Here is a 15,708-nt window from a genome sequence, read left to right as displayed (position 1 = left end):
GGCGCGGAGAGTTCGATGGTGATTCGTCGGCAACCTGTGGGGGCCGCCCGAGGGTCTGACGATGGTGAGGAGCGAGCTACCCGACACGCTCGTGAGCGAGGAACGCGGTCAACGCGTCCACAACCGCGGCGGGCTGCTCGTCAGGAATGAAGTGTCCGGAGTGCGGGATGACGGTACCGGTCACGTTGTGTGCCCAGGGGCTGAGGGAAGCGGCCATGTCGGGGATCGAGCCGTGGGAGCTGGAGATTCCCAGGACCGGGACGGTCAAGTGCCGGCGCCCAAGGGTGTCATGATTCTTGCGCGCTGATTCCGCGGCGTCGCGGTAGTAGGAGAGGGCTGCCCGGAGACCGCCCTCTGCGGCGACAGCGGCGGCGTAGTGGTCGATCTCGGCACTGTCGAACGTGGTCGGGGACAGCGCTTTGGCCTTCAGGAACCAGTCGATGTAGTCACGCTCGCGACCGGCGAGCAGTGTCTCGGGCAGGTCCGGCACCAGGTGGAACGCGAAGTGCCAGGTCTTCCAGGCCCGGTCGGGATCGGTGGGGATGGCGTCCGGGAGGCTGATGCCGGGAATGCCGGCGTCGAGCAGAGCGACACCGTGCAGGCGCTCTTCGTACTTCAGGGCCAGCGAGAAGGCGACCCAGGCCCCGATGTCGTGGGCGACGAGCCAGTACTTCGGCACGTTGAGCGCAGTCACCGCGGCCTGGATGCGCGAAGCGACGGTGTGCGTGTCGTAGCCGCTTCGGGGGCGGTCGGAGTGGCCCTGACCCGGTAGGTCGATCGCGATCACGCGGAATCGCTCGGCAAGGCCGGGCGCCACTCCACGCCAAGCCCACCAGGTCTGCGGGAATCCGGCGAGCAGGACGACGGTGGGGCCGCTCGGCTTACCGCCTTCCACGGCGTGGAGTCTGATGCCTTCCGCGTCGACCCAGCGGTGAGTGAATCCCGCGAGATCGTGGAGCGGCAACGCGGAGATCGGGTTCCGGCCCGAAGAGCGATTCGCGGCGATGGCAGCGTCAGTCATGCGTCAAGCCTAACGCATCTTGAACCAAGCAGTTCAAGATATGATGGACAGGGCCACAACGGCTTGGCTGAAGCTCAAGAACGAGGTGCGTGCGCGATGGCCGGGAAGAAGCAGTTCGATGTAAACATGGCGCTCGATGCGGCGATGGTCCAGTTCTGGCGAGCCGGATACGCCGACACCTCTCTCGACGACCTCTCCAGGGCGACCGGACTGAACCGCAGCTCCATCTACTCCTCACTCGGCGACAAAGACGCGCTTTATTCGCGTTGCCTGGACCGCTACGCCAAGCGGTATGGAGACAGGTACGAACAGGCCCTTTCCGGTGAGTCCGAAGAGCCGCTGCGGGCAGTGCGGGCGTTCTTCGACGTCACACTGGAGCGCATCGCCGACCCCGACCTGCCGGACGGATGCCTGGTTGCCCAAACCGCGATGGCGACACCGGTACTGAGCCCCCACATCGCCACGCGCGCGATCGAAGCTCTGGGCTTTCAGCGTGCGCGGCTGCGGACCGCCTTGAGCGCCGCGAAGCTGTCCGACGGCGACGCCGACAACTTCGCCGTTCACATCGCGGCGGTCAACCAGTCGCTGGCCGTGATGAGCAGGGCCGGGGCGAGTCGGAAGCAGCTCCACACGGTCATCGACATCACCATGAGCGCGCTCTCGCAGGCAGTGCGCACTCCCCGGGGCCAGGGCTCGTCCGGCTGATCATGGGCCGAGCCAGGGCCGGATCGCGGCGAGGGCCGGCCAGTGCCGTCATCGTGTTGACCGCCCCGGCGGGCGGTGCTGGAGTCGGCACGTGGACAGCATCTCCGCCAACCGGTGGCTCTGGAACCGGATCAGCAGCGCCTACCAGTACAAACACGACCCGCAAATCGGCGCGGCGCCCCGGCTGTGGGGCATGTACTCCCTCCCCGACGCGCCCTGCACGCCCTCGGCGACGTCACCGGCAAGCGCGTCCTCGAACTCGGCTGCGGCGCCGGCCAGTGGTCCAGGGCGCTCGCCGCCGAGGGCGCAACCGTGGTCGGGCTCGACCTGTCCGAAGCTCAACTCGCCGCAGCGGCCCGCGCGATGGGAGCGGCCCGCTACCCGCTGGTGCAAGGCGCCGCCGAACGACTCCCCTTCGCCGCCGACAGCTTCGACCTGGTGTTCTGCGACTTCGGCGGGCTCAGCTGGGCGCCCCCGCACCTGGCCGTCCCGCAGGCCGCACGTGTCTTGCGCCGCGGGTCTCATCATCGACGACCTCATCGAGCCGCGGCCCGAACCCGGAACACCCAACGGCTACAACGAGACCGACCCACCCGACTGGGCACACCGCTGGCCGGCGGAACTGCTCTGGGTCACCCACAAACCGTGAGTTCCGCCGCGCCGAGACGTGAAGGCATCCCGCGCCGGGCAGGCTCAGGGCCTGCCCGGCTCCGGCTGCGGCAGTCCACTAGTAGGTGGAGACCCGCCAGGTCAGCGAACGCGACATCAGCTTGCGTATCGCGGGGTCGCGGACCGCGTCCGTGCGGTCGGCGGCCCGGGCGGTGACCCGGTGGGTGCGGCCGTCGGCAGGTACTCCGAGGGCTCGGGGGACCACGGTGTGCCGGCCGCGTGCGGAGCGGCGCTCGTGGCCGTCGACGTACCACCTCACCCGCGCGGAGGCGGGCACGGCGATGCGGATGCGCGCGCCCCGCGGCACTGCCCGGTCGGTGGTGATCGGGCTGCTCAGCACGCTCGCGCAGCGGTAGAAGCCCGCGATCATCGCCTCGCGGCCGGGCAGGTTGAACTGCCGGCCGAGCGACCGCATGATCGAGTCCTCGGTGGGGCGGTTGAGCCCGTGCGGGTAGTAGCCGCCGCCCTCGAACGCGCCGACCGTGCCGCCGTCCGGTGACTCCTGGCCCATCCAGCGGTACCACTTCTGCTGCTGGGCGGTCATCTGGTCGGCGGACAGCGTGCTGAGATTGGCCTGGGCGGGCTCGGGGCCCGAGTAGGTCCCGGACTCTCCCTCGTCGTACTCGTCGGCGAGCTTGCCGAGCGAGTGACCGGTCTCGTGCACCGCGATCTGGTCGGACCGGTCGTTGTCGGAGGAGGCGGTGGCGATCCCGTCGTAGCCGACCTGCGAGATGATGTCGTTGTAGCCCGCGCCGCCGTACTTGGTGGAGTTCGAGAGCACCACGACGAGGTCGGCCGCCGGAGCCTTGGCGGCGTAGGACTCGACCTTGTTGGTGTCCACGCACAGCAGCCGCTCGGTGCCGTCGCAGAAGAACGCGGAGTTCAGGGTGGTGTCCCGCACCACGTCCTGCGTCGGGTCCCCGGAGACACCCGAGTCGTGGGAGACGGCGTCGACGGCCCAGACGTTGAACAGGCCGGTGTAGGAGGCGTAGGGCTCGACGGCGCTCATCTTGGCCCACTTGGCGCGGACGTCCGCGTGGAAGTCCTCCTGCTGGGCCGCGGTGTAGCCGTCGCCGATGAAGACGACGTCGAGCTTGCTGCCGACCGGGCCGTTCTGCACGATCGAGGTGACGTCACCGTCGGCGGCGATCGCGGTCCGCTCGGAGGGGGAGAGGGGCTCGGCGACGGGGACCGCGGTATGGAGGGGGTGTGCGGAGGGCCCTCCGGTGAAGTACTCGACCTGCTGGGTCCGTTGACCGTGCGGCGCCGCTGCCGCCGTGGTGCTCCGGGCGGTGGCCGTGGCGGCTCCCGTGACCGTGGTGGCGGCCACCGCCATCGCGAGGACGCCGACGGATGCCGCGCCGCGTAGGGGAGTGCGTCTGGAGGTGTGGGTGCGCATGGGGGTTCCTCCCGGGTCCCGCCGCACGGGCGGCGGGTCGAAGCCGAATGCAGGCGCGCTCAACGTAGAGGCTCCGGGGGCACGGAGCAACGGATGGTGCCCAAGTGGCTCAGTGGAGGTGGGTAGTTCGCCGTGGTGGGTGTGCAGCCGGCCTCGTGCCGTCGCGTCAGTCGTGGCGGGACAAGCGGAAGCCGGCCAGCAGGATCGCCGCCCAGATGGGAGCCACGTACAGGGCGATCCTGCTCTCGGAGTCGAAGCCGAGCAGGACCAGAACGAGGCCGAGGAAGGCGAGGACGAAGTAGTTCGACGCGGGGGCCAGCGGCATCCGGAAGGCGACCTGCCGCAGCCGTCCGGCGCGGACCGCGGCCCGGTAGCGCAGATGAGCCCAGGCGATGACACCCCAGGTGAAGACCGCGGCGACGGTCGCGACACTGGTGACGTACACGAACGCCTCCTTCGGCACGAAGTAGTTCGCGGCCACCCCCAGCAGCATGACGGCCATGGACGCGACGATGCCCGCGGCGGGTACGCCCTGGCGGCTGACCTTCCCGAAGACGGCCGGCGCGTGCCGGTCTTGGGACAGGGTGAAGAGCATCCGGCCGGTGGAGAACACCCCGCTGTTGCAGGAGGACAGCGCCGCGGTGAGCACCACCATGTTCACCACTCCGGCCGCCGCGGGAATCCCGACCTTCGCGAAGACCAGGACGAACGGGCTGACATCCGGGTTCAGTTGGTTCCACGGGACCAGCGCCATGACCGCGGTGAGGGCGCCGAGGTAGAACAGCGCGATCCGCCAGACCACCCGGCGCACGGCGCTGGGCAGGGTCTTCTCCGGGTCCTTGCTCTCCCCGGCGGCCACCCCGAGCAGCTCGACCCCGACGAAGGCGAACACGACCACCTGCATCGCGAGCAGCGGGCCGGCGATGCCGTGCGGGAAGAAGCCGCCGTGCGTCCAGAGGTTGCTCAGCGCGGCGGTCTTCCCCAGCGGGCCGAAACCGAAGAGGAGGACGGCCGCCGCCACGAGCAGCAGCACGACGATGGTCAGCACCTTGATGAGCGCGAACCAGAACTCGAACTCCCCGAACAGCCGGACCGCCAGCAGATTGGCCACACCGAGCACCGCCAGGGCGATCAGACCTGGTAGCCACTGGGGTACCCCGGGCCACCAGTAACGGAGGTAGATCCCGGCAGCGGTCAGCTCCGCGGTGCCGGTGACCACCCACATCAGCCAGTAGCTCCAGCCGGTGGCGAACCCGGCCCAGTCGCCGATGAACTCCTCGGCGTAGGTGGCGAACGATCCGGACACCGGCCGGTACACGAGCAGCTCACCCAGGGCGCGCATCACGAAGAAGATGACGATTCCGGCGACCGCGTAGCTGAGCAGCAGCCCCGGCCCGGCCTTGTGGATCGCCGTGGCGGAGCCCAGGAACAGCCCGACCCCGATCGTTCCGCCGATGGCGATCATCTGGACATGGCGGGGCCGCAGCCCCCGGTGGAGCTGTGCCGGGCCGGCGTCGTCAGGGACGGGGGAGTCGGGGCCGGGGGCGTGGTGGCCGGTGGGGTGCGGTGAGGAGGGCGGAGGCATCTGCGTCACGGAGGGTCTCTCTCGTCGGGGCCGGAGTGATCCAGGGTGAGCGGCCGGCCTCGGCGCGGGCCGTACGACGCGCCCGCGTACCTCAATGCGGGCCGCACGACGCACCCATGTAGCTGTGCGGAACGCGGGAGCCGGCCGGCGGGGGAGGTCGGGGGCGGGACGGGCAGAGTCCTCCGCGCGGGGTACCGGACCGGCCGCGCGAGGCACCGCCACCCCTGTCCACCCCCATCCACCTCGACGAAGAGTTTCGCGCCCTCCCGTTTGTCCAAGGTCATCCACGGGAACCCGAACAGACTCGGCTGTGGTCCGCGGCACGGTGCGTGCCGGAGGACCGAGATGATCCAGAAGGAGGCTCCGATGAAGCAGCAAGTGGCGCGCCTGGCATACCTGTTGAAGAGGTCGTTGTGGGGTGGGGGAACGCGGCACGATCACCCCGAGTCGCATCGCACGCAGCCCCGGCACGACGCGAATCTGATCAACCATTACGTGCCGTCGGGACCCTCGGGACCGTCGGCGCCGCGGGGGCAGTGACCGTCCGGCTCGTCAGGGCCCGGTAGCCGACTCATGAGCCCGGCGGTCGACTCGAAGGGCCGACCGCCGGCCGGTAAGGGCTGGTGGCCCAGCTGAACGGTCACCGGAGTACGGATACGTGAAGCGGGCGAGTCCTCGCCCGCTTTTGCCTTCTCGTGACAGGTATTGAACGGCGCCGGGTGTGACTCCGTATCTTTCGGTGTCCGTGCCCCACAGGCGCTGATCCACGATGCGAGGAGGACACCATGACTCACCCCGGTATCCCGCCGATCCAGGCCCTGCCGGACGGAGACGCCGAGCTCTCCTTGGTGGTTCGCCTGCAGTGGGAGGACGTCGCCGCGCTCGGTCAGGACGCCGCCCGGCTCGCGGCCCGGTGGAAGCGCCCGGTGACCCTGGACGAGGCCGCCGGCCAGCGGCTGCGGATACGTCCGCCGGCCGCCCAGCCCAACCATGCGAAGACGGTCGCCCAGGAGCGGGCCCAGCCCGCCATGACCTCCACGACGGTGTCGCCCCTGCCCACCCGCTCCCCCCAGGAGCAGGCCCGGCAGGCGATCGAGAAGATCAACGGAACCCACGCGCACGAGACGGCGTAGCGCCGTGACGGGCTGAGGCGCGGCAGGCGTAACGGTCCCACCGGTCCGGGGGCGGCAAGCAGGGATTGCCGCCCCCGGACCGGTGTGCGTGCGGCCGCGGCGCGCACCCGCCCGCAACCAGTGGGTCACCTCGCCGAGCGAACACTTGACAATATGATGCCAGTATGGAAATCTATTGTCATGCGGCGAGGTCCCCACCCGCCGCGCACGCACCCCCCGAGCCTGCGGAGATCGCCATGAGCGCTGCCCTGACCACCCTGCGGGCGGCCCTGGAGCGGGCGACCGCCGTACGGCCGAAGGTCGGCGGCTTCCCCTACCTCGCCGAAGTGCTGCGCCAGGCCGGCATCAGCCGCTGCCGGATGGCCGTCCCGTCGAACGCCATGCTCTACCTCACCGCCTCCGGACCCGTCGTGGTCCAGGAGGAGCCGCTGTGCACCGGCCCGGTCGAGGCCCCGCCGTTCGACCGTGCCGCGCTGATCGACGCGCTGCGCGCCGACCAGGCCGGCGAGACCGAGTTCCCCGAGTTCGTCCGGGGCTGCTGGCAGGCCGGTGTGCTCTGGTACGACGTCGATCTCCACGCGCGCACCTGCACCTACTACGGGGCCGAGGGCGACAGCTACACGGAGAACTACGCGGCGGTCTCCCTCTGAGGCGCACCCGGGACGGCCGCCGGCCCTCCACCGTGCCGAGCACCGCACCTGCGCCGGGCCACCCGCCGCCCGGCAGCGCGGCTCCGCCGCCCGGGGGAAGATGCTCGGCCCAACGGCGCAACGCGGGCCATCGGTACGTGCGCTCCCGTGCCCGGCGGTGATGCTGTGACGAGCCGGGCGCGACCGGCCGATTCGCCGTAGTCGCCGTCGCAAGGCAATGGCCCCGAGGTGCGTGGCCCGCGCTACCCGGCGTCCCGGGCAGCAACGGCACGGAGGCACGCACACACCATGGTCCCACTGCTGGCGGACGCTCCGGCTCAACTGCTCCCGGCCAGGGAGCTGATGGCCTTCACCCTGGCCTGCCACATCATCCTGGTGCCGTTCGGAGTGGCGCTGCCGCTGATCACCCTGGTGATGCACCGCCGCGGACTGCGCCGCAACGACCCCGTCGCCCTGCTCCTCGCCCGGCGCTGGTCTGCGGTCATGGCCGTGCAGTTCGCCGTCGGCGTGGTCACCGGCACCGTGCTGTCCTTCGAGTTCGGGCTGCTCTGGCCAGGCCTGATGGGCAAGTGGGGCGGCGTCTTCGGCATCGGATTCGGGGTCGAGGCATGGGCCTTCTTCCTCGAAGCGGTACTGATCGCCATCTACCTCTACGGCTGGCGCCGGCTGAAACCCCGCACCCACTTCCTGCTCGGGCTGCCGCTGCCGGCCGCCGCCCTGCTCGGCGCGTTCGGCATCCTGGCGGCCAACTCGTGGATGAACACTCCCCAGGGGTTCACCCTCGACGCCCAGGGCAGGCCCGTGCACGTCCAGGTCTGGGCGGCGATCTTCACCCCGATGTTCGGACCGCAGTTCTGGCACTTCGTCGTGGCGATGCTGATCACCGCCGGATACACCGTCGCCGGGGTCTACGCGGTGGGCTGGCTGCGCGGCCGCCGCGACCGCTACCACCGGCTCGGCTTCACCGTGCCCTTCACCCTCGCCGCGGTGTTCACGCCCGTGCAGTTCCTGCTGGGGGACTCCCTCGCCCGGTCGGTCTTCCACAAGCAGCCGGTGAAGTTCGCCGCGACGGAGATCGTCTGGCGGACCGACACCCGCGTACCGGAGTACATCTTCGGCCGGCTGCACCCGGACGGCAGCGTCACCGGCGGCATCAAGATCCCCCAATTCGACTCCATCCTGGCGGGGTTCACCACCGACACCAAGGTGAGCGGACTGACCTCCGTTCCCGCGAGCGACCGGCCGACGGCCACCCAGGCGACCATCGCCCACTGGGCCTTCGACCTCATGGTCGTCATCGGCTCCCTGCTGATCCTGCTCGCGCTCTGGTACGGCTGGTGCCGGCTGCGGCGGCACCGGCTGCCCGCCTCCCCGTGGTTCTTCCGCGCCGCGGCCTGCGCGGGCGTCGCCTCCGTCGTCACCGTCGAATGCGGATGGATCACCGCCGAGGTGGGGCGCCAGCCCTGGATCGTCTACGGGCACATGCGGGTCGGCGAGGCGGTGACGGCGACCCGGTCCACCAGCCTGTGGATCATGCTGGGCCTGGTGGTCGTGGTGTATCTGTTCATCTTCGGATCGCTGCTCACCGTGCTGCTCAAGATGCGCGCGGGCTGGCGGCTCGCCGACGGGCAGGCGGCGGACCGGGGTCGGGAGCCGGAGACCGACACCCCCTACGGGCCCCGCTCCCGCGTCCCCGCCGGTCCTGCGGCCACCGATGACGCGCCGTCTCCCGACGATCCCGCGCCTCCCGGTGACACCGGATCAGGGCAGGACGGGGGCGGGCGGCGATGATGCCCGCGGTCCTCGCCGTGGTGCTGCTGCTGGCCGTCGCCGCCTACGCCTGCGCCGGGGGCACGGACTACGGCGCCGGGTTCTGGGACCTGACCGCCGGCGGCGCCACGCGCGGGCGGCGTCCCCGCTGGCTGATCGACCACGCCATGGCTCCCGTATGGGAGGTCAACAACGTCTGGCTCGTCTTCGTCCTGGTCCTCATGTGGACCGGCTTCCCGGTCTTCTTCCAGACGGTGTTCTCCGCGATGTGGCTGCCGCTGGCCCTGGCCGTCATCGGTCTGGTGCTCCGCGGCGCCGGCTTCGCCCTGCGCAAGCCCCTTCGCCGGCTCGCCGGGCGACGCCTCTACGGCGCCGTCTTCGCGGTCTCCTCGCTGCTCACCCCGTTCTTCTTCGGCGCGGCGGTCGGCGGGATCGCCTCCGGGCGGGCGGTCCCCGGTACGGAGGCCTCGGCCCATGCCTGGGCCAACCCGACATCCGTCCTCTTCGGGCTGATCGCCATCGTGTCGACCGCCTTCCTCGGCGCGGTCTTCCTGGCGCGCGACGCCGTCCGCTTCGAAGCCCCGGACCTGGTCGGCTACTTCCGGCGGCGGGCCCTGGGCAGTCTGGTCGCGCTCGCCGTCCTCGCGGCGATCATGCTGACCGTCACCCGGACCGACGCCCCGCACGTCTGGCACGGACTCACCCACGGCCTCGGCCTCGGCCTCGTCATCCTGGCCGGAGTCTGCTCCCTCGCCACCGGGCTGCTCCTGCTGTGGCGGTCCGGTGCCTGGTCCCGGGTCACCGCCGTCGGCGTGGTCGCGGCGGCCGTCCTCGCCTGGGGCGCCGCCCAGCGCCCGTATCTCATCCCCACCTCGCTGACCGTCGCCGACGCCGCCGCGGGCGCCAGCAGTTTGCGCTGGCTCGGTCTGGTCACCCTCGTGGCCGTACTGCTCGTCTGCCCGGCCGTGGTCCTGCTGTACTGGCTGGACACCCACGGCGAACTGGAGGCGCTCTCCGACGCCGACCTGCGCACCGCGCCCGACCGCGAGGATCCGGAGGGGCGCGCGTGACCGGGGGAGAGGGGGCGGCAGCGGCTCGTTCCGTACGGGGAGTGCCTCCCGGCCCACGGGGAGCCGGGAGGCACCGCGGCCGGTGGAGCGCTCACACCGCCCCTGCCGGACGCACGTCGCCGCGCGCCCGTTCAGCCGCTTCCCTCGCTCGTGGTCAGTGCTTCACCACGAAGGCGAGCCCCTTCTTCACGCCCGACGCGCAGGACTTCTTCTCCGTGGCCGTCATCTTGCGGGTCTTGACGGTCACGGCGTTGCTGCGGCCGTCCGTCCCGTTGGGCGCGGGGCCGGTGACCTTGTCCGGCACGAACCAGTAGTAGTGGTCCCACTTGGGGCTGTCGTAGTGCGTCTGCCAGGTGCCGGAGACGGTCTGCATCACCTGTGCACGGGATATCCAGCCCACCTCGCCGGGCTTGACCGTCATGTTCAGGGAGCTGTTCTCGGTGTGCGAGCTGGACCAGGTGTGGCTGTAGGTCGCGGTGACGCTCAGGTCGATCAGACCGGCGATGTTTCCGCCGGCCGTGACGGAGACACCGGCGGAGTCCGTGGAGCCCACGGTGTCCGACCAGCCCATCGACTGCGTGGCATCCGAGGTGCTGCAGTTGTAGAGCGAGTTGGAGACCTGACGGAAGTCGCCGAGGAACGCCTTGCCGAGCACCGGCTCGTTGAAGCTGCACTTGCCCGCGCCGGACGCGCAGTCCGCCTTGAGCTGCTCGCGGGTGGGACCGTCGTCCGCGACGGCCGGCCCGGCCATCGCCGCGACCAGGCCCAGTGACGCCGCGGTCAGCGCCATCAGCCGGCCTCCGCGACGGGTCACTCTGTTGTACGTCATCTTGCTGTTTGCCTCTCGCCCAGCCTTGTGGAAGCGACGAGCCCGTACATAGGGGGAGTTCGCCGCTGTTGTCTCTGAGCCTGGAGTGAAATCTGCGTCAACTACACCAATACTTGGCAAAGTTGTAGTTGATGATCGAACGGCTGCGTTATGGCGTCGTACCGGAGGTAACCTCAGGTCAGCCGGGTGGAGTTCGGCGGGCCGTCGGATGGCGCCGCAGGAGGCGGTTTCGAGCCCCTCCGGTCCGGGAGGTGACTTCCCCGGCAGGTGCATGCCGCCTTCTGTCTCATCCGCGGCCTGAGCCTCACCCGCCTCACCCCCGAGCCCGCCGACGCCCTCGCCGGCCAACTGGCCGCCCTCGGGCTCGCCCTCCCCTACGTCAGTGCGGACCACGCGACCGCCACCGCCTTCGCCGAGGCCTGGCGGCGGCGTACCGGCGCCACCCCCACCCTGCGCGACCGGCTCCGCCTGTACCGCCTCGGCACCCTCACCCCGCCCGCGCCCCACCCGGGGGGCCGGGCCCGGCTCGTGGGCGGACGGGACCATGAGCACCTCATGCGCTGGGTCCGCGAGTTCGCCGCGGACGTCGGGGAAGCCGTCATCGTGGACGCCGATTCCTGGGCCGGCACGCGCTTCGCCGACAAGCGCTTCACCTTCTGGGAGACCCCGGACGGCACTCCGGTCTCGATGGCGGGCTCGACGTCGATGGTCGGCGGCATGGTCCGGGTGGACCCGGTCCACACCCCGGCTCACCTCCGGGGCCGCGGCTACGCGGGCGCCGTGACGGTCGAGGTGAGCCGGGCCGCGCTGGCCGCGGGCGCCACCGATGTCGTGCTGTACGCGGACCCGGCCAACCCCACCAGCAACGCCCTCTACCAGCGCATCGGATACCGCCCGATCGCCGACTGGGCCGTGTACGACTTCGCCCCTGCCGCACCGGAAGCCGGTTAGGGTCGCGTTCGGGCGGTGCCGCGCGCGCCGTCCAGGACCGTGCGTACGGCGCGCGTCACGAAGTCCCTCTCCGGCGGGAGCTGGCGAAGTACGACGCGGACCCAGGCGGCTCCGGCCAGCAGGTCCACCAGGAGCACCGGGTCGGTGTCCGCCGCGAGTTCGCCGCGTGCCACGGCCCGGGTGAAGAGGGGGGCTTCGCGGGCCATCCGGTCGGCGAAGAAGTCCTTCACATGGGCGGCGAGTTCGGCGCTGTGCGTCGCGGCGCCCAGGACGGAGACCGCGATCCCGGAGGCCGGGGGTGTGGTGAGGAGCGTGGTGATCGTGTGCAGCAGAGCCTCCAGGTCTCCTTGGAGGCTTCCGGTGTCGGGCGGCGCGAGGTCGAGCCGGCGGGCGCCGAGGAGTGCGGCGCCCAGCAGGGCCCCCTTGGACGGCCACCAGCGGTAGATCGTCGTCTTGTTGACGCCGGAACGCTGGGCGGCGCCCTCGATCGTCAGGCCCTCGTAGCCCTTCTCCGCGAGCAGCTCCAGGGTGGCGTCGAAGATCTCCTGCGCCTTCCGTGGGCCGCTGCTCCGCCGCGTACTTCCCTGCCGCTCCTCGCTCATGGGACCGAGGCTAGCATCGAAAACAACGCAACGTTGCGTTGCATTTCGGGTAGCGTGCCGGCCATGGAGTCCTCTGAAGCCGGGCTGCCCATCGTCTTCGTGCACGGTCTGCGCGTGAGCGGCACGATGTGGCGACCCGTGATGCAAGCCATCGGAAAAGACCATCCCACCGCCGCGCCCGACCTGCCCGGGCACGGCAGCCGGCGTGGTGAACCCTTCAGCATGGCCGGCGCGGTGGCGGCGGTCGTCGACGCGATCGACCAATTGGGCGGCCGGGCGCTGCTGGTGGGGCTGTCCCTGGGCGGCTTCGTCGCCACGGCGACCGCCGCGGCGCACCCCGAACGGGTCCTCGGCCTCGTCGCGATGGGCTGCTCCACCCGGCCGAGCGGTCTGTTCGCCGCCGCCTACCGGGGAGCGGGCCGGCTGGCGGCCCGACACCCCCGAGGGGCCGACCGGCTCAGCGCCTTCGCCTTCCGTCGCGCACTCCCCGGACCGGCGGGGGAGGCCCTGGTCGCCGGGGGGCTCAGCTCCGGGAACGCGTCGAGCGTCCTCACCGCCGTGTGCGAGACGGACATTCTCGCCTCGCTCTCCGCGTATCCGGGCCCGGTCTGGCTGGTCAACGGCGAACGCGACCATTTCCGCCGCGACGAACGGCAGTTCCTCGCGGCCTGTCGCAACGGCCGGCTGCTCCTGCTGCCCCGGTGCGGACACCTCACCGGCCTCGCCGACACCGGGGCCCTCGCCGCGCTGGTCCGTGATGCCGCGGCGGTCGCCGTGGCATCGCGGACCACCGCCGCAGCGGCGCCGGGAGGCCTGCGGTGAGCGCCCGGGAGTGGAGCGTGCAGCAGTCCCTGGAGATCCCCCACCCGCCGCGGACCGTCTACGCGGCCCTGGCGGACGTCCGGCGGATGACGGAGTGGAGCCCGGAGGTCATCGGCGTGTGGCCGCGCGGCGCGCGCTTCGTCGGCTTCAACCGCAAGGCCTGCTGGATCTGGTTCACCACGTGCCGGATCGTCGTCGCCGACCCGGAGCGGGAGTTCGCCTTCGATGTCACCACCTTCGGCCTGCCGGTGGCGCGCTGGGGCTACCGCCTGACCCCGGCGGAGGAGGGGACCCTGGTCACCGAGTACTGGGTCGATCACCGCCGCGGCGGAGTGCGCGGCCGGGTCGCCGAACTGCTCGGGCTGGTCTTCACCGGCACGCCGGCCGCCCGGCGTGCCGCACGCAATCGCGCCGCCATGCGGGCGACCCTCCACCGGCTCTCCGCCGCGCTCCGGGCGGCCGCCTGAACCGTCCGGGACCCGGCCCCGCCGTACGAAATCGGCGGGGCCGGGCCCCGGTGAGCCCCCTGTGCCCCGGCCCGATCGAGCGGCCGAGAGAGACGTTCCGTCCCCGAAGCGCAAGATCCGGCCGGTCTTCCGCTTTCTGACCACGGCGGGGTACTCCTGAAGACGGCACACCACGGGCGCCCACCCCAATCTGCCGACCGACCGGGAGGACCCGCCATGACGAACGACCTGTTACCCGACACCGCACCGGACGAGGAGACCGGCGAGGGCTGGTACGTCGACGCGCGCTGCACCAACTGCGATGTCGCCCGGCAGCTCGCCCCCGACGTGATCACCGAGAGCAACGGGCGCGCGGAAGTGACCCGGCAGCCGCACAACGACGCGGAGGTCCGGCAGCTGGCGGCGGCCGCCTTCGCCTGCCACACCCGGTCCATCCATCACGGAGCGCGACCCCTCACCCCCGACCTCGACCCCTTTCCCCTCGCCCTGGACGACACCGTCCTGCTGTGCGGACACAACTCCCGCCGGACCGCCGGCGCCAACGCCTTCCTGCTGCGCCGTGGCGCCGGCACCACGATGATGATCGACACGCCCCGCTGGAGCGAAGAACTGGCCACCCGGTACGAGTCGTCGGGCCCGGTCACCGATGTCCTGCTCACCCACCGGGACCACGCCGCCCACGGCCGCCGCTACGCCGACCGGTTCGGCGCCCGGCTGTGGATCCACGAGGGAGACCTCGACGCCGCACCGGACGCGGACCGCGTCCTGCGGGGCACCGACCCCATCGAGATCGGCCCGGGCGTCATGGCGTTCCCGCTCCCCGGCCATACCCGCGGCAGCGTGCTCTACCTCGCCGATGAGCGGTACTGCTTCAGCGGGGACAGCTTCTACTGGTCGCGCGGCACCGGGGACCTCGAAGTCGCCGCCTCCGTCACCTGGTACTCGATCGTGGAACTGGCCGCCTCCCTGGCCCGGACGGCCCCTCGGCTGCGCTTCGAGTGGGTGCTGCCCGGCCACGGCGACCGCAAGCGCCTCCCCGCGGCCGACATGGCCCGCCGCCTCGCCGGGCTGGCGGCCCGTACCGCGCAGCTGAGGCCGCAGCCCGTGGACTTCACCGCGGTGCGCTGGTGACCGTACGGCCCCGGCCGGGCCCCACGCACGGGCGGCGCTCCGGCGCGGTCACGGGGTGCGGGTGGCCACCACCAGCCGGCACCGCGGGCTGCCGTCCGGGCGCCGGCCGAGCTCCGGCAGCGCGTGCAACTCCACGGTGAACCCGGCCCGGGCCAGTTCCGCACGTACCTCGGTGAGCCGGAACGTCCGGTAGTACATGACGAAGCTCGGGTGCCACAGGGCGTTGCGGACCCGCATCGCGGCGTCGAAGGCCAGCAGCGTCCAGTAGGCCCGTGACCCCGGCCGGGCGGGCGCCACGATCGGGAAGACGAACCGGCCGCCGGGGCGCAGTACGGAGTGGACCTGCGCGAACAGCTGCGGCCGCTCCCGGGGCAGGAAGTGCCCGAACGCACCGAAGCTCACCGCGAGGTCGAAGTCCGGTCCGAAGGGCAGGGCCAGGGCATCGGCCCGCACCCACTCGACGCGCGGTGCGGTCGTCGCCGTCCCCGTACGCTCCCGGCCGGCGGCGAGCATGCCCGCGCTGAGGTCGACGCCGGTGACCCGCTCGCGGCAGACCTGACGGAGTACGTCCATCCCGGCGCCGGTACCGCAGCACAGGTCGAGACCGCTGTCGAACGGGCCGAGCGCGCGCAGCGCCCGGGTCACCGGGGCGAGCACCGCCTGGGGGGTCCGGAACGGCGTGCGGTCGAACTTCGGGGCGAGCAGGTCGTATCCCCGCTCGACGGAGGACAGCGCCTGGACGGCGAGTTCACGGAGTGTGGGGCCCTGGGGTGCGAACATCGTCCTCAGCATAGAGGCGGGCCGTTCCGCGCGGCCCCCGGCATGACCTGGCCCCCGGTGGCGTCACCGGGGGCCGGGTTCTCTTCGGACGGCACGGTGCCGAGGCCGGCGAAGGCCCCGGCCG

General features: G+C 71.5%; 15 protein-coding genes and 1 pseudogene. 10 read left to right on the top strand and 6 right to left on the bottom strand.

Going from position 1 to position 15,708, the window contains the following annotated elements; all coding sequences use genetic code 11:
* Nucleotides 1-76 precede the first annotated feature (76 nt).
* Nucleotides 77-1,021, bottom strand: coding sequence for an alpha/beta fold hydrolase (locus tag ACQP17_RS00765; protein ID WP_433854409.1), 945 nt, complete (start codon nt 1,019-1,021; stop codon nt 77-79).
* Between the two features lie 96 nt (nt 1,022-1,117).
* On the opposite strand from ACQP17_RS00765, the gene ACQP17_RS00760 reads away from it, so the two are divergent.
* Together ACQP17_RS00760 and ACQP17_RS00755 are read left to right on the top strand one after the other, a co-directional pair.
* Nucleotides 1,118-1,726: a TetR/AcrR family transcriptional regulator gene (locus tag ACQP17_RS00760; protein WP_433854408.1), complete on the top strand. Its 609-nt coding sequence runs from the start codon at nt 1,118-1,120 to the stop codon at nt 1,724-1,726.
* Between the two features lie 91 nt (nt 1,727-1,817).
* Nucleotides 1,818-2,375 (top strand): annotated as a pseudogene (locus ACQP17_RS00755) (class I SAM-dependent methyltransferase).
* A 78-nt stretch (nt 2,376-2,453) separates the two neighbouring features.
* On the opposite strand, the gene ACQP17_RS00750 reads toward ACQP17_RS00755, so the two are convergent.
* Together ACQP17_RS00750 and ACQP17_RS00745 are read right to left on the bottom strand one after the other, a co-directional pair.
* The gene (locus tag ACQP17_RS00750; RefSeq protein WP_433854407.1) at nt 2,454-3,794 is read right to left on the bottom strand and encodes a M64 family metallopeptidase; all 1,341 of its coding nucleotides are present in this window, start codon (nt 3,792-3,794) and stop codon (nt 2,454-2,456) included.
* Between the two features lie 166 nt (nt 3,795-3,960).
* Entirely contained in the window at nt 3,961-5,379 is a 1,419-nt protein-coding gene (locus ACQP17_RS00745; protein WP_433859802.1) for an amino acid permease, read from the bottom strand.
* 785 nt (nt 5,380-6,164) lie between these two features.
* Here ACQP17_RS00745 and ACQP17_RS00740 point away from each other — a divergent pair.
* The 4 genes from ACQP17_RS00740 (at nt 6,165) to ACQP17_RS00725 (ending at nt 10,002) form a co-directional block, all read left to right on the top strand.
* A complete protein-coding gene (locus ACQP17_RS00740; RefSeq protein ID WP_433854406.1) occupies nt 6,165-6,512 on the top strand; it encodes a hypothetical protein in 348 nt (115 codons plus the stop codon).
* 236 nt (nt 6,513-6,748) lie between these two features.
* A complete protein-coding gene (locus ACQP17_RS00735) occupies nt 6,749-7,162 on the top strand; it encodes a DUF1398 domain-containing protein (protein WP_433854405.1) in 414 nt (137 codons plus the stop codon).
* A 288-nt stretch (nt 7,163-7,450) separates the two neighbouring features.
* A complete protein-coding gene (locus tag ACQP17_RS00730) occupies nt 7,451-8,953 on the top strand; it encodes a cytochrome ubiquinol oxidase subunit I (protein ID WP_433854404.1) in 1,503 nt (500 codons plus the stop codon).
* Complete coding sequence (locus tag ACQP17_RS00725) at nt 8,950-10,002, top strand: cytochrome d ubiquinol oxidase subunit II (RefSeq protein WP_433854403.1); 1,053 nt, start codon at nt 8,950-8,952, stop codon at nt 10,000-10,002. The genes ACQP17_RS00730 and ACQP17_RS00725 overlap by 4 nt, the downstream gene beginning before the upstream one ends.
* A 154-nt stretch (nt 10,003-10,156) precedes the next feature.
* On the opposite strand, the gene ACQP17_RS00720 is transcribed toward ACQP17_RS00725, so the two are convergent.
* Nucleotides 10,157-10,816 carry a hypothetical protein gene (locus ACQP17_RS00720; RefSeq protein ID WP_433854402.1) on the bottom strand — a complete coding sequence of 220 codons (660 nt, stop codon included), beginning with the start codon at nt 10,814-10,816 and terminating at the stop codon, nt 10,157-10,159.
* A 282-nt stretch (nt 10,817-11,098) separates the two neighbouring features.
* Between ACQP17_RS00720 and ACQP17_RS00715 the strand changes: the two genes are divergently transcribed.
* The gene (locus ACQP17_RS00715; protein ID WP_433854401.1) at nt 11,099-11,782 is read left to right on the top strand and encodes a GNAT family N-acetyltransferase; all 684 of its coding nucleotides are present in this window, start codon (nt 11,099-11,101) and stop codon (nt 11,780-11,782) included.
* Here ACQP17_RS00715 and ACQP17_RS00710 read toward each other — a convergent pair.
* Complete coding sequence (locus tag ACQP17_RS00710; protein WP_433854400.1) at nt 11,779-12,384, bottom strand: TetR/AcrR family transcriptional regulator; 606 nt, start codon at nt 12,382-12,384, stop codon at nt 11,779-11,781. The two genes, ACQP17_RS00715 and ACQP17_RS00710, sit on opposite strands and share 4 nt — an antisense overlap.
* A 63-nt stretch (nt 12,385-12,447) precedes the next feature.
* On the opposite strand from ACQP17_RS00710, the gene ACQP17_RS00705 reads away from it, so the two are divergent.
* The 3 genes from ACQP17_RS00705 to ACQP17_RS00695 all read left to right on the top strand — a co-directional run bounded on the left by ACQP17_RS00705 (nt 12,448) and on the right by ACQP17_RS00695 (nt 14,804).
* Nucleotides 12,448-13,206 carry an alpha/beta fold hydrolase gene (locus ACQP17_RS00705; protein WP_433854399.1) on the top strand — a complete coding sequence of 253 codons (759 nt, stop codon included), beginning with the start codon at nt 12,448-12,450 and terminating at the stop codon, nt 13,204-13,206.
* Nucleotides 13,203-13,673 (top strand): SRPBCC family protein, encoded by a 471-nt coding sequence (locus ACQP17_RS00700; protein ID WP_433854398.1) that lies wholly within the window; start codon nt 13,203-13,205, stop codon nt 13,671-13,673. The genes ACQP17_RS00705 and ACQP17_RS00700 overlap by 4 nt, the downstream gene beginning before the upstream one ends.
* Nucleotides 13,674-13,889: 216 nt before the next feature.
* Nucleotides 13,890-14,804 carry a 4Fe-4S domain-containing protein gene (locus tag ACQP17_RS00695; protein ID WP_433854397.1) on the top strand — a complete coding sequence of 305 codons (915 nt, stop codon included), beginning with the start codon at nt 13,890-13,892 and terminating at the stop codon, nt 14,802-14,804.
* 48 nt (nt 14,805-14,852) lie between these two features.
* On the opposite strand, the gene ACQP17_RS00690 is transcribed toward ACQP17_RS00695, so the two are convergent.
* Nucleotides 14,853-15,584 carry a class I SAM-dependent methyltransferase gene (locus ACQP17_RS00690; RefSeq protein WP_433854396.1) on the bottom strand — a complete coding sequence of 244 codons (732 nt, stop codon included), beginning with the start codon at nt 15,582-15,584 and terminating at the stop codon, nt 14,853-14,855.
* Nucleotides 15,585-15,708 lie beyond the last annotated feature (124 nt).

The sequence above is a fragment of the Streptomyces kronopolitis genome, from assembly GCF_050953795.1.
GTDB lineage: Bacteria > Actinomycetota > Actinomycetes > Streptomycetales > Streptomycetaceae > Streptomyces > Streptomyces kronopolitis_A.
This window is presented reverse-complemented; position numbering and strand designations above follow the sequence as displayed.

What these genes read in the sequence shown, in the direction of transcription:
- ACQP17_RS00765 (WP_433854409.1), bottom strand. Translation starts at nt 1,021, where the DNA reads ATGACTGACGCTGCCATCGCCGCGAATCGCTCTTCGGGCCGGAACCCG.
- ACQP17_RS00760 (WP_433854408.1), top strand. Translation starts at nt 1,118, where the DNA reads ATGGCCGGGAAGAAGCAGTTCGATGTAAACATGGCGCTCGATGCGGCG.
- ACQP17_RS00750 (WP_433854407.1), bottom strand. Translation starts at nt 3,794, where the DNA reads ATGCGCACCCACACCTCCAGACGCACTCCCCTACGCGGCGCGGCATCC.
- ACQP17_RS00745 (WP_433859802.1), bottom strand. Translation starts at nt 5,379, where the DNA reads ATGCCTCCGCCCTCCTCACCGCACCCCACCGGCCACCACGCCCCCGGC.
- ACQP17_RS00740 (WP_433854406.1), top strand. Translation starts at nt 6,165, where the DNA reads ATGACTCACCCCGGTATCCCGCCGATCCAGGCCCTGCCGGACGGAGAC.
- ACQP17_RS00735 (WP_433854405.1), top strand. Translation starts at nt 6,749, where the DNA reads ATGAGCGCTGCCCTGACCACCCTGCGGGCGGCCCTGGAGCGGGCGACC.
- ACQP17_RS00730 (WP_433854404.1), top strand. Translation starts at nt 7,451, where the DNA reads ATGGTCCCACTGCTGGCGGACGCTCCGGCTCAACTGCTCCCGGCCAGG.
- ACQP17_RS00725 (WP_433854403.1), top strand. Translation starts at nt 8,950, where the DNA reads ATGATGCCCGCGGTCCTCGCCGTGGTGCTGCTGCTGGCCGTCGCCGCC.
- ACQP17_RS00710 (WP_433854400.1), bottom strand. Translation starts at nt 12,384, where the DNA reads ATGAGCGAGGAGCGGCAGGGAAGTACGCGGCGGAGCAGCGGCCCACGG.
- ACQP17_RS00705 (WP_433854399.1), top strand. Translation starts at nt 12,448, where the DNA reads ATGGAGTCCTCTGAAGCCGGGCTGCCCATCGTCTTCGTGCACGGTCTG.
- ACQP17_RS00695 (WP_433854397.1), top strand. Translation starts at nt 13,890, where the DNA reads ATGACGAACGACCTGTTACCCGACACCGCACCGGACGAGGAGACCGGC.
- ACQP17_RS00690 (WP_433854396.1), bottom strand. Translation starts at nt 15,584, where the DNA reads ATGTTCGCACCCCAGGGCCCCACACTCCGTGAACTCGCCGTCCAGGCG.